We start from the raw sequence: 14,883 nt of genomic DNA, 5'->3' as shown, positions 1-14,883 counted from the left end.
CGTTCTCCTCACTTTTGCCGCACGATTTGATAACGACGGCCCAGGTACCAGATCGGCGCGCTGACCATATGCACCAGACGGGTAAACGGGAACAGTACAAACAGGGTCAGGCCCAGCGCCACGTGTGCCTTGTAGATCAGGCTCACCGGGGCAATCGCCGCCGCCGCTTCCACCGGCCGCAGCAACACCACGTTCTGCGCCCAGTCCGCGAGCATCACCATCACCGAACCGTCCATATGCCCGGTCGACGCAACGATAGTCAGCAAACCCAGGACCAACTGCGCCAGCAACACCAGCAAGATCAGGATGTCCGACGGGCTTGATGTGGCCCGTACCCGTGGATCGGTGAGGCGGCGCTTGACCAGCATCACCAGGCCCACCAGACACAGCAGGCCGAAGAAACCACCGGAAACCATCGCCAGCAATTGCTTGTTTTCGGTACTGATCACATGGTGGTAGACCGACGCCGGCGTGAGCAGCCCGACAAAATGCCCGGCCAGCACAAACAGCACACCGATATGGAAGAAATTGCTCGCCACGCGCATGCCACGGTTATTGAGCATCTGGCTGGAGCCGGCCTTCCAGGTGTACTGCGACAGGTCAAAGCGTGCCCAACTGCCCAACAGGCAGATCGCCAGGGCGACATACGGATACACGCCAAATACCAGCAAATTCCACTTAGACATTACCCACCTCCTTGGCTGGCGCGGCGGCCAGCCCTTCGTGCTGAAAATCCACCCAGTGCAACGGCACCGCACTTTCTTCGCGGGCCTTGCCCGGTGCACTGGGCATGGCGCTGCAACGGTCCTGCTGCTCGGCCTGCATAAAGTCCACGGCCTCCTCTTCCCAGACCTTGTCCAGGGCTTCGAGGGAGTCGTCGCGCACTTCGGCGGCCACTTGCTCACGCAACTGGGCAATCGCCTGATGGGGCTCGGCGCCGCTGATCTGCAACAGCGCACGGAAGCAACTGGCGTAGGCGCTTTCGCGCTCGTCCAGGCGCGCCGCCAGCAGGGCCAGCAGGTGCGCCACATCCGCCAGGCCCTCGCGGGCCTCGATGTCTTCACGGGTGGACAAGAACTCCAGGTACAGCGGGATGTAGTCCGGCAGCTCCTTGACGCCGATAGCGAAGCCCGCCTCCTGGTATTGGGCCATCATGTCGACCATGGCCTGGCCACGGTCCCGCGACTCGCCATGTACATGTTCGAACAACAGCAACGACAGCGAACGGCCCCGGCCAAACAACGCACCGTAGTGCTCCTGGCCATCCATCAGGTCATTGCTGCAGATCAGCTCCAGCAACTCGAACAATGCACCGCGTTGCTTGGGGCTGATTTCCCGCGATTCGATAATCGCCTGCTCCAATTCATCGCGGCCGCTCACCAGGGTCTCGGTGGGATAGTCCAGTAACAGCGAAATCACTTTAAGAATACGCATGGCTCAGTCCTCCCAGATCTGTACGGTTTTCAGTACGTCACGGCGGTTGGCCTTCTTCGCCCCGAACATATTGGTGTCGGAGCTGCCACTGCAGCCGCTGCCGAAGCTGAAACCACAGCCTGAGCGCTCGGCAAACGCATCGCTCATCGCGTCTTCACGGTGGGCGCTGGGCACCACAAAACGGTCTTCGTAGTTGGCAATCGCCAAGTAGCGGTACATCTCTTCGACCTGGGTCACGCTCAGGTCCACGTCGGCCAACACTTGCAGGTCCTCGACGCCATCCACTTGCTGGGAGCGCTTGAAGGCGCGCATGGCCAACAGACGTTTAAGCGCACGCTTGACCGGTTTTTCGTCACCGGCAGTCAGCATGTTCGCCAGGTAGCGCAACGGAATCCGCAGGCTGTCGACATCCGGGATCACCCCGTTCATACCCACGGTGCCCGCAGCCGCCGCGTTCTGGATCGGCGAGAGTGGCGGCACGTACCAGACCATCGGCAAGGTGCGGTATTCCGGGTGCAGCGGCAATGCCAGCTTCCAGTCCACGGCCATTTTGTACACCGGCGAACGCTGGGCCGAGTCGATCACCGACTGCGGTACACCATCGGCCAGGGCCTGGCGAATCACCGCCGGGTCATTCGGGTCGAGGAAAATTTCCAGCTGCTTCTCGTACAGGTCATGCTCGTTGGCAGTGCTGGCCACTTCGCTGATGCGGTCGGCGTCATACAGCAGCACGCCGAGGTAGCGGATTCGCCCGACGCAGGTTTCCGCACAGACGGTGGGCATGCCCGCTTCGATCCGTGGGTAGCAGAAGATGCACTTCTCGGATTTGCCGCTTTTCCAGTTGAAGTAGATTTTCTTGTACGGGCAGCCGCTGATGCACATGCGCCAGCCGCGGCACTTTTCCTGGTCGATCAGGACGATGCCATCCTCTTCACGCTTGTAGATCGCGCCGCTGGGGCACGACGCCGCGCACGCCGGGTTCAGGCAGTGCTCGCACAGGCGCGGCAGGTACATCATGAAGGTGTTTTCGTACTCGCCATAAATGTCGGCCTGGATCTGGTCGAAGTTCTTGTCCTTGCGGCGCTTGGCAAATTCGGTGCCAAGGATTTCTTCCCAGTTGGGGCCCCACTCGATCTTTTCCATGCGTTTGCCCGACACCACCGAGCGCGGGCGCGCAGTGGGTTGGTGCTCGCCCAGGGGCGCGGTGTGCAGGTGCTGGTAATCGAAGTCGAACGGCTCGTAGTAGTCGTCCAGGCTCGGCAGGTCGGGGTTGGCGAAGATATTCGCCAACACGCGGAACTTGCCGCCGATACGTGGGTTGATCGAGCCGTTGGCGTTACGGACCCAACCGCCCTTCCACTTGTCCTGGTTCTCCCACTCCTTGGGGTAGCCAATGCCCGGCTTGGATTCAACGTTGTTGAACCAGGCGTATTCCATGCCTTCACGGCTGGTCCAGACGTTTTTGCAGGTGATGGAGCAGGTGTGGCAGCCGATGCATTTGTCCAGGTTCAGGACCATGCCGATTTGTGAGCGAATCTTCATCTCAGTTCTCCTCGATATCGGTCGGCAATGGACGCGGCAGATCATCACCGCTGGAACCATCGAGCCAATCGACCTTGACCATCTTGCGCACCACCACGAATTCATCGCGGTTGCAGCCGACCGTGCCGTAATAGTTGAAACCGTAGGCCTGCTGGGCATAGCCGCCGATCATGTGTGTCGGCTTGAGCACCACGCGGGTCACCGAGTTGTGGTGGCCGCCACGGGTCTTGGTGGTCTCCGAGCCGGGCACGTTCACGATGCGTTCCTGGGCGTGGTACATCATCACCATGCCTTCCTTGACCCGCTGGCTGACCACCGCACGGGCGGTCAGGGCGCCGTTGACGTTGAAGCACTCGATCCAGTCGTTGTCCTCGATCCCGGCACGCTTGGCGTCGATTTCCGAGAGCCACACAATCGGGCCGCCACGGCTCAGGGTGAGCATCAGCAGGTTGTCGCTGTAGGTGCTGTGGATCCCCCACTTCTGGTGCGGGGTGATCCAGTTCAGGACGATTTCGGTCTCGCCATTGCTGCGTTTGTCCTTCACGCCTTCGATGGTGCGGGTGTTGACCGGTGGCCGATAGCTCATCAATTGCTCGCCGAAGGCCTGCATCCACGGGTGATCCTGGTAGAACTGCTGGCGGCCGGTGATGGTGCGCCATGGGATGTTTTCATGGACGTTGGTGTAGCCGGCGTTGTAGCTCACATGCTCGTCTTCGAGGCCCGACCAGGTAGGGCTGGAGATGATCTTGCGCGGTTGTGCCTGGATATCGCGGAAGCGGATTGCTTCGTGGGCCTTGGAAATCGCCAGGTGGCTGTGGTCGATACCGGTGAACTCCGACAACGCGGCCCAGGCTTTCAGGGCGACCTTGCCGTTGGTTTCCGGGGCCAGGGACAGGATCACCTCGGCAGCGTCGATTGCCGTGTCGATTTTCGGCCGGCCATGGCTGATGCCCGCGTCGCCTTCATGGTGGTTGAGTTCACCGAGGAACTCGACCTCTTCATCGGTGTTCCAGTTGATGCCCTTGCCGCCGTTGCCGAGTTTTTCCAGCAACGGGCCGAGGGACGAGAACTTCTTGTAGATGTTCGGGTAGTCCCGTTCCACCACCGCCATGTTCGGCGCGTTCTTGCCCGGTACCGGCGCCACACCGGCGCTTTTCCAGTCGGTGCCGCCAAACGGCTGGGCCAGTTCGCCGACGCTGTCATGCATCAGCGGTACGGTGACCAGGTCTTGTTCCACACCCAAGTGGCCGACCGACATGGCCGAGAACGCCTTGGCAATGCCTTTGTAGATTTCCCAGTCCGAACGCGATTCCCACGCCGGATCGATCGCCGCCGACAGCGGGTGAATGAACGGGTGCATGTCCGAGGTGTTCATGTCGTCTTTTTCGTACCAGGTTGCGGTCGGCAACACGATGTCGGAATAGACGCAGGTGGAGGACATCCGGAAGTCCAGGGTGGTCACCAGATCCAGCTTGCCGATGGCGCCGTCTTCGACCCATTCGGCCTCGGTCGGCTTGCATTCGCTGCTGTGGCCGATGTCTTCGTTCATCACCCCGTTCTTGGTACCCAGCAGGTACTTGAGCATGTACTCGTGACCCTTGCCCGACGAACCCAGCAAGTTGGAGCGCCAGATGAACATGTTGCGCGGGAAGTTCACCGGGCTGTCCGGCTGCTCGCAGGCAAAGCGCAAGGTACCGTCCTGCCAGGACTTGACCACGTAGTCTTTCGGGTCCATGCCAGCGGCTGCGGCGTCACGGCAGATATGCAGCGGGTTGGTGTTGAGTTGTGGCGCGCTGGGCAACCAGCCGGCACGTTCGGCGCGGATGTTGTAGTCCAGGGCGTGCTCGGGGAATTGCGACTTGTCGGCCAGCGGCGAGAGGATGTCGTGCATGCTCATCTTCTCGTGGCGCCATTGCGAGCTGTGGCCGTAGAAGAAGCTGGTACCGTTCATCTGGCGTGGCGGACGGTTCCAGTCCAGGCCGAATGCCAGGGGCAACCAACCGCACTGCGGACGCAGTTTTTCCTGGCCCACGTAGTGCGCCCAACCGCCACCGGTCTGGCCGACGCAACCGCAGAGCATGAGCATATTGATCAGCCCGCGGTAGTTCATGTCCATGTGGTACCAGTGGTTCATCGCCGCACCGACGATGATCATCGAGCGACCACGGGTCTTGTCGGCGTTGTCGGCAAACTCACGGGCGATCTGGATCGCCTTCTCACGGCTGACGCCGGTGATTGCTTCCTGCCAGGCCGGCGTACCCGGCACGCTGGCGTCGTTGTAGTCCTTGGCCACGTTGCTGCCGCCCAGGCCACGGTCGATGGCGAGGTTGGCGGCAGACAGGTCGAACACCGTTGCCACTTTGGCTACGGTACCGTCGGCCAGGGTCACGCTGTGGACCGGCACCCGACGGAACTGCACGGCATCGCCAGCCACGTGCTGGAAATAGTCGTGGGCTTCACCGGCAAAGTACGGGAACGCCACTTCGGCGACGTCATCGCCGATCAGGCTCAGTTTCAGGTCGATCTCGCGACCTTCACCGCCCTCTTTGGCGAGGATGTTCCACTTGCCCTTCTCACCCCAGCGATAGCCGATGGCGCCTTGTGGCGAGACCAGTTCGCCGCTCTCGTCGAGGGCGATGGTTTTCCATTCCGGGTTGTTGTCCTGGCCGAGGTTGTCCACAAGGTCCGACGCGCGCAAAAAGCGATCGGGCTGGAAGCCTGCGCCCGGAGCAAAGCCGGTCATGGGTTTGAGCATCACCAGCACCGGCAAGTCGGTGTAGCGCTTGGCGTATTCAGTGAAATACGCGCTCGGCTTATCCAGGTGAAATTCCTTGAAGATCACATGGTTGAACGCTTGGGCCAGCGCGGCGTCGGTGCCCTGCTTGGGGTTGAGCCACAGGTCGGTGAGCTTGGCCACTTCCGAATAGTCAGGAGTGATGGCCACGGTCTTGGTGCCCTTGTAGCGCACCTCGGTGAAGAAGTGTGCGTCCGGGGTACGGGTCTGCGGGACGTTGGAGCCCCAGGCAATGATGTAGTTGGAGTTGTACCAGTCGGCCGATTCCGGCACGTCGGTCTGCTCACCCCAGACCATCGGCGAGGCTGGCGGCAGGTCGCAGTACCAGTCGTAGAAGCTCAGGCACACGCCGCCGATCAGCGACAGGTAACGCGAACCTGCGGCGTAGCTGACCATGGACATGGCCGGGATCGGCGAGAAGCCGACGATGCGGTCCGGGCCATATTGCTTGATGGTGTAGACGTTGGACGCGGCGATGATCTCGTTGACTTCATCCCAGTTGGAACGGATGAAGCCGCCCATGCCGCGTTTGCTTTTATAGGAGTCGGCCTTGACCTTGTCCTCGACAATGCTCGCCCAGGCCTCGACCGGCGACAGGGTCAGGCGCGCCTCGCGCCACAGTTTGAGCAATGGCTTGCGGATCTTCGGGTACTTCAAGCGGTTGGCGCTGTAGATGTACCAGCTGTAACTCGCGCCACGGGGGCAGCCGCGTGGTTCGTGGTTAGGCAAGTCGTTGCGGGTACGCGGGTAGTCGGTCTGCTGGGTTTCCCAGGTGATCAGGCCGTTCTTCACATAGATCTTCCACGAGCACGAGCCGGTGCAGTTCACCCCGTGGGTGGAGCGCACGATCTTGTCGTACTGCCAGCGCGAACGGTAGACGTTTTCCCAGTCGCGGGACTCTTTGCGGGTCTCGCCGTGACCGTCAGAAAACTCGTCTTGCTTGCGATTGAAGAACCGCAGTTGATCCAGTAAATGACTCATGGTGCTTTCCTCAGAGGCTTGCTGCGGGGTTCTGTGCCCCGCCCACGCAAGGTGTGAATTGGGGTCGACTCAGCAGGGGGTCTCGGCGCCTTTGCGCGCATACCACCACCACGTCACGACGATGCAGCTCAGGTAGAAGCCGACAAACATGTAGAAGGCCAATGCCGGGCTGCCGGTGTAGGCCATGGACGAGCCAAAGGTCTTGGGAATGAAGAACGCCCCGAACGCCCCCATGGCCGAGCTGAAGCCCAGGACTGCCGCTGATTCCTTGCTGGCATCCTTGAGGGCTTGCTCACGCACGGCGACGGGTTTGCCGGCGCTGGCTTTTTCATGCTGGGTGCGGAAGATCACCGGGATCATGCGGAAGGTGGAGCCGTTGCCAATACCGGTGGTGATGAACAGCAGCATGAACATGCCGAGGAAGCCGTAGAAGCTGCCGCCCTCGCCGTTCAGTGGCAGAAAGTGCAAGACGCCAAACACCATCACGATCATCAGCACGAAGTTCCACAGGGTCACCCGCGCACCGCCCAGTTTGTCGGCCAGCCAGCCGCCCAATGGGCGTACCAGGGCGCCTACCAGTGGGCCGAGGAAGGCGAATTTCAGGGCGTTGACGTCGGGAAACGAGGTCTTGATCAGCATCGGGAAGGCGGCCGAGAAGCCAATGAAGGAACCGAAGGTCGCCAGGTACAACCAGCACATCAGCCAGTTGTGCTTGCGCTTGAAGATCACCGCCTGCTCGCTGAACGAAGCGCGGGCGCTGGACAGGTCGTTCATGCCGAACCAGGCGAACAGGGTCACGGTGATGATGAATGGTACCCAGATAAAGCCGGCGTTCTGCAGCCACAACTGGCTACCGTCTTCCAGGGTCTGCGGCTGGCCACCGAGCAGGCCGAACACGCCGAAAGTAATCACCAGCGGCACGCAGAACTGCATCACCGACACCCCCAGGTTACCCAGGCCGGCGTTCAGGCCCAGGGCCGTGCCTTGTTGGGACTTGGGGTAGAAGAAGCTGATGTTGGACATGCTGGAGGCGAAGTTGCCGCCACCAAAACCGCAGAGCAGCGCGATCAATACAAACACGCTGTAGGAGGTACTCGGGTCTTGCACCGCAAACCCCATCCACAGTGATGGAATCAGCAGCGACGCGGTGCTCAGAGCGGTCCAGCGACGACCACCGAAGATTGGCACCATGAACGAATAGAACACGCGCAAGGTGGCGCCGGACAAACCGGGCAAGGCCGCCAGCCAGAACAGTTGGTCAGTGGTGAAGCTGAAGCCGATGGCATTCAGGCGCACGATCACCGTGCTCCACACCATCCATACAGCGAAGGCCAACAGCAGTGCCGGAATCGAGATCCACAGGTTACGGGTCGCGGTCTGCTTGCCGCTGGCGCCCCAGAACGCCGGGTCTTCAGGGCGCCAGTCGTGGATCACCGGGCCCGAGTTGGGCTTTTGCGCGATAGTCATGCGGATTCTCCTTGGAGAGGCTGGGCCGCCGCTTTACCGAGCAGCGGTTGCTTGCGGATTTCGCTGAAGTACATCCAGGTCAGGGATACCCAGACCACGCCGTACATCAACATGAAGCAGGAGGAGCGCACGCCGGTGAGGTCCACCAGGGCGCCGAACATGATCGGCAGCACGAAGCCACCCAGGCCGCCCGCCAGGCCGACGATGCCGGACACCGCGCCCATGTTTTGTGGGTAGTCATTGGCGATGTACTTGAACACCGAGGCCTTGCCGAAGGCGAAGGCGATGCCCATCACAAACAGCAGGATGGTGAAGACGGTGGCGTTGAGGCCGATATGCAAATCCAACGGGCCGTTGACGGTCTGCACCTGCAATTGCGTCTGCGGATAGCTGAGCAGGAACAGGCAGATCCAGCTCACCCACAGCACCCACCAGGTCACGCTTTGTGCGCCCCAGCGGTCGGACATCCAGCCGCCTACGGCGCGCAGCACCCCACCCGGCAGGGAAAAGCAGGCGGCCAGCAGCGCGGCGCTTTGCAAGCTGAAGCCGTATTCCTGCACGTAGTACTTGGTCGCCCACAGCGCCAGGGCCACGTAGCCACCGAAGACAATCGAGTAGTACTGGCAGTAGCGCCACACGGCCGGGTCCTTGAGGCACAGCAACTGCTCGCGCAAGGTGGCGCCGCCGGCGCTGCGGTGGGCCTTGTTTTCGCTGGTCAGGAACCAGAACAGCAGCGCGGTGATGAACAGGATCGCGCTGAACACCTTGGGCACCAAGTGCCAGGTGCCCAGGGCAATCAAGGCCGGCGCGAGGAACTTGGTGACTGCCGCCCCCGCGTTACCGGCGCCGAACACGCCCATGGCAAAGCCCTGGTTGTCCTTGTCGAACCATTTGGCGACATAGGCGATGCCCACCGAAAACGAGCCGCCGGCCAGGCCGACAAACAGCCCCAGCACCAGGAACTGCCAGAAGGCGGTGGCGTAGGTGATCAGGTACAGCGGCAGCACGCAGGTGAGCATCAGCACAAAGAACACGATGCGCCCGCCGAAGCGGTCGGTCAGCAGGCCCAGGGGCAGGCGTACCAGAGAGCCAGTCAGCACCGGGGTGGCAGCCAGCAGGCCGAATTGGGTTTCGTTGAGTTGCAGCAGCTCTTTGATCGGCACGCCGAGCACGGCGAACATCATCCAGACCATAAAGCACACGGTGAAGGCCAGCGTACTCATGCCCAGCACCAGGCCTTGTCTTACACGGGGTTGAGTCACGTTTTGCGCTCCCAGAAATGAATCCATGAGCGCAGGTTAGGGGCGACGTCCTCGCAGAACTTGACCCAGATCAACGTCCACCTGGGGGGTATTGGCCTATGCTTGGCCCGTCTACCTCTAAGGAGGTAGGTCAAATAACAAGAGAAAGTCTTTATTTATCAATGGATTGATCTCTTGTGCCGGCTTTTTCCCGTGGGAGGGTGCGCCGGCAACTCTTTAGAGGTAGTGCGCCAGGGAATGCAGAATTCAATACTGTTTCCTATGCCAGGTGCCGCCATGCTGCTGTCCTTACCCCTTCGATTACGCCGTGATGTTTAACTGGCTGCGCAGCTCCCTGCCCGCGCGGGCCGGTGTCGCGGTGATCCTGATTGCGATCCTGGCCCTGGCCAGCTCCCTGAGCGCCGGTTTGATTGCCTGGTTCAGCCAGGGCGACGGCGCGGCCATCAACACCGCAGGCTCGGTGCGCATGGAGACCTACCACCTCAGTTGGAAGCTCGCCGACCATGCCCCGATTGATGAAATCCAGGCCATCACCCAAAGCCTGCAACGGCGCCTGGATAGCCAGTCGTTGAAAGCCGTGCTCGAAGACGGCCCGCACAGCGCCCTGCAACAGAGCTATCGGCAGATCCAGCAACACTGGAACCAGGACCTGCTCCCCGCCATCGAGCGTGGCGACGGCACCTTCTTCCGTGAACGCGCGCCAGCCTTTGTCGAGCAACTCAACCAGTTCGTCAGCCTGTTGCAGCAACAGAGCGAGCACAAACAAGGCTGGCAACAGTTGATCCAGGGCCTGGCGCTGTTCAGTACGCTGATCATCCTGTTGATTGGGCTCTATGAGTTGCAGTACGGCGTGGTCACGCCGCTGAAGGAGCTGGTGGACGCCACCCGGCGCTTTCGCGATGGCGACTACACGGCGCGGGTCAACCACCGCTCCCAAGACGAATTGGGGCAACTGGCCCTGAGCTTCAACACCCTGGCCGAAACCATCGAACAGTCCCACCACACCCTGGAAAGCCAGGTGCAGCACAAGACTCTCAACCTGCAACAGGCCAACGCCGCCCTGGAATTGCTCTATGAGAGCAGCCGCAGCCTGGCCTCGCGCCTGGCCAATGCCGAAGGCCTTGACGAGCTGATCCGCCGCTTCCAGAACCGCCTGCCGGGCCTGCGCCTGTCACTGTGCCTGCAAGGGCACTTCCTCGCCCCGGCGCAACAGATGCTCGCGCTGCATGGCGAAAACAGCCGTAACGTCTGCGCCATCGGTGATTGTGCGACCTGCGAGCGACATCACGTCGCCCCGCCACAGGTGTTCAGCATCAGTAACCAGGGCGCGGAACTGGGCGAACTCAAGGCGCATTTTGTCGACGGCCATGCGCCCCAGGACTGGGAACAGCAGTTGATCCAGGCCCTGGCCAACCTGATCGGCACCTCGCTTTCACTCAAGCGCCAGCGTGAGCAGGACCACCGCCTGCTGCTGCTGGACGAACGCACCATCATCGCCCGCGAGCTGCATGACTCCCTGGCCCAGGCCTTGTCCTATATGAAGCTGCAAGTCAGCCGCATGCAGACCCTGCTGCGCCGCGACGAGCCCAAGGCCACCCTGGAAACCGTCACCGGCGAACTGCGCGAAGGCTTGAACAACGCCTACCGGCAATTGCGCGAGTTGCTCACCACGTTCCGCCTGCAAATCCACGACGCAGGGCTGGTACAGGAACTCAAGGACACGGCCGAGGAGTTCTCCCGGCGTGGCGAGTTCCAGGTGCATTTACATGTGGATGCGCTGGCCTTCCAGCTGTCGGCCAGTGAGCAGATCCACCTGCTGCAAGTCACCCGTGAAGCGCTGTCCAACTGCCTGCGCCACGCCCATGCGCAGAATGCCTGGCTGCAACTGCGCCAACACGGCGAAACCGTGAGCCTGAGCATTGAAGATGACGGCCGCGGCTTCAGCGAGCCGGTGGACCAACGCGAACACCACGGCCTGACGATCATGGACGAACGCGCCCGCAGCCTGCACGGCCAGCTCGAAATCTCTTCCCGCGAGCCCCAGGGCACGCGGGTGCACTTGCTGTTTCGCCCGGAATTCCTCGGGCACTCTTTACCAGAAGGTAGCTTGTCATGAACACCTCACTGCGCCACGGCATCCTGCTCGTCGACGATCACCCGATGATGCGCCACGGCATGCGCCAGATGCTTGAACTGGAAGACGACCTGCACGTCGTGGGCGAAGCGGGCAATGGTGAGGAAGCGCTGGGCTTGATCGAATCGCTGCAACCGGACCTGGTGCTGCTGGACAACAACATGCCGCAGATGAACGGCCTGGAAACCCTGCGCCGCCTGCGAGCGATGCAATACGCCGGCAAGGTATTGCTGTTTACCGTGTCCGATGCCGAAGACGACATCCGCGATGCCCTGCGCCTGGATGCCAATGGTTATCTGCTCAAGGACATGGAGCCTGAGTTGTTGATCCAGTACATCCGCGATGCACTGCACGGTGCGCTGGTGATCAGCCCCGGCCTGACGCGCGTACTGGCCCAGGCACTGCGCTCGCCCCAGCCCCATGCGGCGGTGGAATTGACCGAGCGCGAGCGACAGGTGTTGAAGACCATTGCGGGTGGCTACAGCAACAAAGTGATCGGGCACAAGCTGGGGATTACCGAGGGCACGGTGAAGGTGCATGTGAAGAACCTGCTGCACAAGCTGGGCTTGCGCTCGCGGGTGGAAGCGGCGGTCTGGGCGATGGAGCATTTGCGCCAGGCTGGGTAGGGTTTGATTGTGTGTATTGCCTGTGGGAGTTTGGCTTGCCTGCGATGGCCATGGGTATCTACACAAACTTCTTGGTATGTGTACATATCCGTTGCTGCGGTCATGGCGGCTATGGGTTCCGCCCTTACGGCGGCTCACTTTTGAAGAGCGCAAAAGTAAGCAAAACGCTCTTGCCCCACCACTCGGCACCTCGCCTAGGCTCGGTGTGCCCGTCATCCGACATTGATTTGGGGGGCCGCCGCGATGGGCCATCCATGGCCCAGCGCGGCTAAACCGGCGTCCTGCCGGTTTACCCCCCAAATCAATATCGGATGACGGCCAGCGTGGTTTAACGGGGCGCCTAAGATCAAAATCACAAGCAAAGCGAGGCGGCCTGATAGCCGACCTGATCGTCGAAGCGTGCGCGTACCCCTGTGAGAGCTGGCTTGCCTGCGAAAGCGGTGGTTCAGTCATTGTCTTGGGTGGCTGGTCTCCGGCTATCGCAGGCAAGCCAGCTCCCACATTTGATTGTCGGTGTGACGCAAATTTGTGCCCGGCAAAGATCCCCTGTAGGAGCTGGCTTGCCTGCGATGGTCGTTAACGATGACGTTGGGTATCTGACACCCCGAGGTGTTCTTACTGGCGTGATCGCAGTTCAAGCCAGCTCCTACAGGGGAATGCAGCTGCGCGCTCTGGCGTTGCTGTTGCTCTGCTTTTGATCTTGGGCGCCCCGTTAAACCACGCTGGCCGTAATCCCAATTACCGCACTTTCACCGTCAACGCCCCCACACTCGCCAAAACAATAACCGTCCCCACGATCACCATCACCGAAGGCCGCTGCGCCAATAAAACCCAGGCCAAGACCATTGCAACCGGCGGTATGAGATAAAGCGAAATCGCTGCCCGACTGACTGTACTGTGTGTCAGCACATACGCCCAGGCCAGGTATGCCAGCGCACTGGGAAAGATGCCCAGCACCAGTACTGCCAGGTTCACCGACACCGGAGCCTGGGCCAATTCCTCCGGTAATCCGGGCAGATACACCAGCAGCAACGCCGTACCTGACCATAGGGTGAAGCACACCATCGTCAGCCCGTCATAACGCTGGGCATATCGCTTTTGCAGGGCGAAATACAGGCTCCAGGATGCCGCTGCCAGCAGGATCAACAAGCCGTGCCCATCCAGCTCGCCAAAACCGCGATCCCCAACCGCTACTACCCCCGCACCGAGCAGGCCACCGAGCACACAGCCCCATTGCCAGGTGCTGATCCGCTCCCTGAACACCGTGCTGGCAAGCAACGCGCTGAACAAAGGCGTAGATTGCGCCAGCACACTCGCCGCCCCGGCACTCACACCGCGCTGGCCGTAGTTGAGGGCGATGTGGTGCAGTGTCACCGCAAACAGCCCCAGCACGGTAAACATAGGGAAATCCCGGACCCGAGGCCGTGAAACACCCTTGAACCCAGCCACCCCGGCCATAAAAATCGAAGCAATCACAAACCGCAGTAATGCCAGGTTATCGGGAGCATAAGCCTGCAAGGCGATATGGATGCCGACAGGCGAATACGCCCAGCAGAGGATGACGAAACCGGTTGCCAGGACAACTTTTGCGCGGGACATGAGGGTTCTCAAGAACGTAGCAGCACACAGGCACTGCCTGGCAAAAGTATGAAAAAACCCAAGCCCTGAAAAAAGTGACTTAAACTGAGCCCACCCTTCACTCCAGGTGAATCATGGAACTGTCCCAACTGCGCATGTTCAAGACGGTCTACGAGTTGGGCAGCATTGCCCGTGCTGCCGAACAGTTGCATTGCGTACCGTCCAATATCACAGCAAGGCTCAAGTCCCTGGAGCAAGAACTCGGTATCGCATTGTTTGTTCGAGAAGGCCGGGGCCTGAGGGTCAGCCCCGCCGGCGAAGTGTTTATCGAATACGCGACGAAAATTCTCGACCTGACCGAAGCCTCCCGGCGTGCCGTCGCACCCGGTGGCGCGCCCCATGGGCGTTTGCGTATCGGTGCTATCGAGTCGAGTGCAGCCGGGCGCTTGCCGCAGTTGCTGGCGCGCTATCACGCGCTGTATCCCCAGGTAGCGTTGGAGTTGAGCACCGGCACCTGGTCGCAGTTGCTCGATGATATCCAGTACCATCGGCTGGACGCAGCGATTGTCGCCGTGGATGTGCAGCGCCCCGGGCTGGAAAGCACGCTGCTGTATAGCGAAGACCTGGTGCTGATCGCCCCCAAGTCCCTGGGGCCGGTGCGCAGCGTGACGGACCTGCAGGGCCTGACCCTGTTTATGTGGCCGACAGGCTGCCCATATCGCCTGGCCCTGGAGCAATGGTTGTCACGTCACGACCAGGCCGCGTCAATCATCAGCATCGCCAGCTACGGCACGATTATCGGCTGCGTCAGCGCCGGCAACGGCGCCGCGCTGGTCCCACGTGGGATCTACGAGCAATATCGTCAGGGCGCCAACTGGCAAGGCCACGAGTTCGCGGAACTGACGCGCATCGACAACCTGCTTTACTGGCATGCCAACGCAGGCTGCCATCCGGCGCGGGACGCATTTTCGGCACTGCTGCAGGGCCACTGCCTCCTCGGAGCTACCTCCAACGAGGCATAGGCCCCACCGGCCTCACGCCCTACCATGGATGGGAGCGGAGGTA

At 61.2% G+C, this 14,883-nt stretch carries 10 protein-coding genes; 3 read left to right on the top strand and 7 right to left on the bottom strand.

Features of this window, described 5'->3' with window-relative positions:
- Positions 1-8: 8 nt before the first annotated feature.
- The 6 genes from narI to FJD34_RS00910 form a co-directional block, all read right to left on the bottom strand.
- A complete protein-coding gene (gene narI / locus FJD34_RS00935; RefSeq protein ID WP_032861252.1) occupies positions 9-686 on the bottom strand; it encodes a respiratory nitrate reductase subunit gamma in 678 nt (225 codons plus the stop codon).
- Positions 679-1,434 carry a nitrate reductase molybdenum cofactor assembly chaperone gene (narJ, locus tag FJD34_RS00930; protein ID WP_032861255.1) on the bottom strand — a complete coding sequence of 252 codons (756 nt, stop codon included), beginning with the start codon at positions 1,432-1,434 and terminating at the stop codon, positions 679-681. Before narJ ends, narI begins: the two co-directional genes overlap by 8 nt.
- A gap of 3 nt (positions 1,435-1,437) precedes the next feature.
- The gene (narH, locus tag FJD34_RS00925; RefSeq protein WP_032861258.1) at positions 1,438-2,976 is read right to left on the bottom strand and encodes a nitrate reductase subunit beta; all 1,539 of its coding nucleotides are present in this window, start codon (positions 2,974-2,976) and stop codon (positions 1,438-1,440) included.
- Between the two features lies 1 nt (position 2,977).
- A complete protein-coding gene (locus FJD34_RS00920) occupies positions 2,978-6,751 on the bottom strand; it encodes a nitrate reductase subunit alpha (RefSeq protein WP_032861259.1) in 3,774 nt (1,257 codons plus the stop codon).
- A 69-nt stretch (positions 6,752-6,820) separates the two neighbouring features.
- Entirely contained in the window at positions 6,821-8,218 is a 1,398-nt protein-coding gene (locus tag FJD34_RS00915) for a NarK family nitrate/nitrite MFS transporter (RefSeq protein WP_032861261.1), read from the bottom strand.
- Entirely contained in the window at positions 8,215-9,480 is a 1,266-nt protein-coding gene (locus tag FJD34_RS00910; protein ID WP_082445629.1) for an MFS transporter, read from the bottom strand. The genes FJD34_RS00915 and FJD34_RS00910 overlap by 4 nt, the downstream gene beginning before the upstream one ends.
- Positions 9,481-9,790: 310 nt before the next feature.
- Here FJD34_RS00910 and FJD34_RS00905 point away from each other — a divergent pair, with 310 nt between their 5' ends.
- Together FJD34_RS00905 and narL are read left to right on the top strand one after the other, a co-directional pair.
- On the top strand, positions 9,791-11,596 hold the full coding sequence (locus tag FJD34_RS00905) for a HAMP domain-containing protein (RefSeq protein ID WP_032861266.1): 1,806 nt from the start codon (positions 9,791-9,793) through the stop codon (positions 11,594-11,596).
- On the top strand, positions 11,593-12,240 hold the full coding sequence (narL, locus tag FJD34_RS00900) for a two-component system response regulator NarL (protein WP_032861267.1): 648 nt from the start codon (positions 11,593-11,595) through the stop codon (positions 12,238-12,240). Before FJD34_RS00905 ends, narL begins: the two co-directional genes overlap by 4 nt.
- A 738-nt stretch (positions 12,241-12,978) precedes the next feature.
- Here the strand turns inward: narL and FJD34_RS00885 are convergent.
- Positions 12,979-13,839 (bottom strand): DMT family transporter, encoded by an 861-nt coding sequence (locus FJD34_RS00885; RefSeq protein ID WP_050593390.1) that lies wholly within the window; start codon positions 13,837-13,839, stop codon positions 12,979-12,981.
- Between the two features lie 113 nt (positions 13,840-13,952).
- On the opposite strand from FJD34_RS00885, the gene FJD34_RS00880 reads away from it, so the two are divergent.
- Complete coding sequence (locus FJD34_RS00880; RefSeq protein WP_090291196.1) at positions 13,953-14,840, top strand: LysR family transcriptional regulator; 888 nt, start codon at positions 13,953-13,955, stop codon at positions 14,838-14,840.
- Positions 14,841-14,883: the final 43 nt, after the last annotated feature.

It is taken from the genome of Pseudomonas brenneri, from assembly GCF_007858285.1.
In the GTDB taxonomy this organism is placed as follows: domain Bacteria; phylum Pseudomonadota; class Gammaproteobacteria; order Pseudomonadales; family Pseudomonadaceae; genus Aquipseudomonas; species Aquipseudomonas brenneri.
This window is presented reverse-complemented; position numbering and strand designations above follow the sequence as displayed.

What these genes read in the sequence shown, in the direction of transcription:
- FJD34_RS00905 (WP_032861266.1), top strand. Translation starts at nt 9,791, where the DNA reads ATGTTTAACTGGCTGCGCAGCTCCCTGCCCGCGCGGGCCGGTGTCGCG.
- FJD34_RS00885 (WP_050593390.1), bottom strand. Translation starts at nt 13,839, where the DNA reads ATGTCCCGCGCAAAAGTTGTCCTGGCAACCGGTTTCGTCATCCTCTGC.
- FJD34_RS00915 (WP_032861261.1), bottom strand. Translation starts at nt 8,218, where the DNA reads ATGACTATCGCGCAAAAGCCCAACTCGGGCCCGGTGATCCACGACTGG.
- FJD34_RS00920 (WP_032861259.1), bottom strand. Translation starts at nt 6,751, where the DNA reads ATGAGTCATTTACTGGATCAACTGCGGTTCTTCAATCGCAAGCAAGAC.
- narH (WP_032861258.1), bottom strand. Translation starts at nt 2,976, where the DNA reads ATGAAGATTCGCTCACAAATCGGCATGGTCCTGAACCTGGACAAATGC.
- narL (WP_032861267.1), top strand. Translation starts at nt 11,593, where the DNA reads ATGAACACCTCACTGCGCCACGGCATCCTGCTCGTCGACGATCACCCG.
- narJ (WP_032861255.1), bottom strand. Translation starts at nt 1,434, where the DNA reads ATGCGTATTCTTAAAGTGATTTCGCTGTTACTGGACTATCCCACCGAG.
- FJD34_RS00880 (WP_090291196.1), top strand. Translation starts at nt 13,953, where the DNA reads ATGGAACTGTCCCAACTGCGCATGTTCAAGACGGTCTACGAGTTGGGC.
- narI (WP_032861252.1), bottom strand. Translation starts at nt 686, where the DNA reads ATGTCTAAGTGGAATTTGCTGGTATTTGGCGTGTATCCGTATGTCGCC.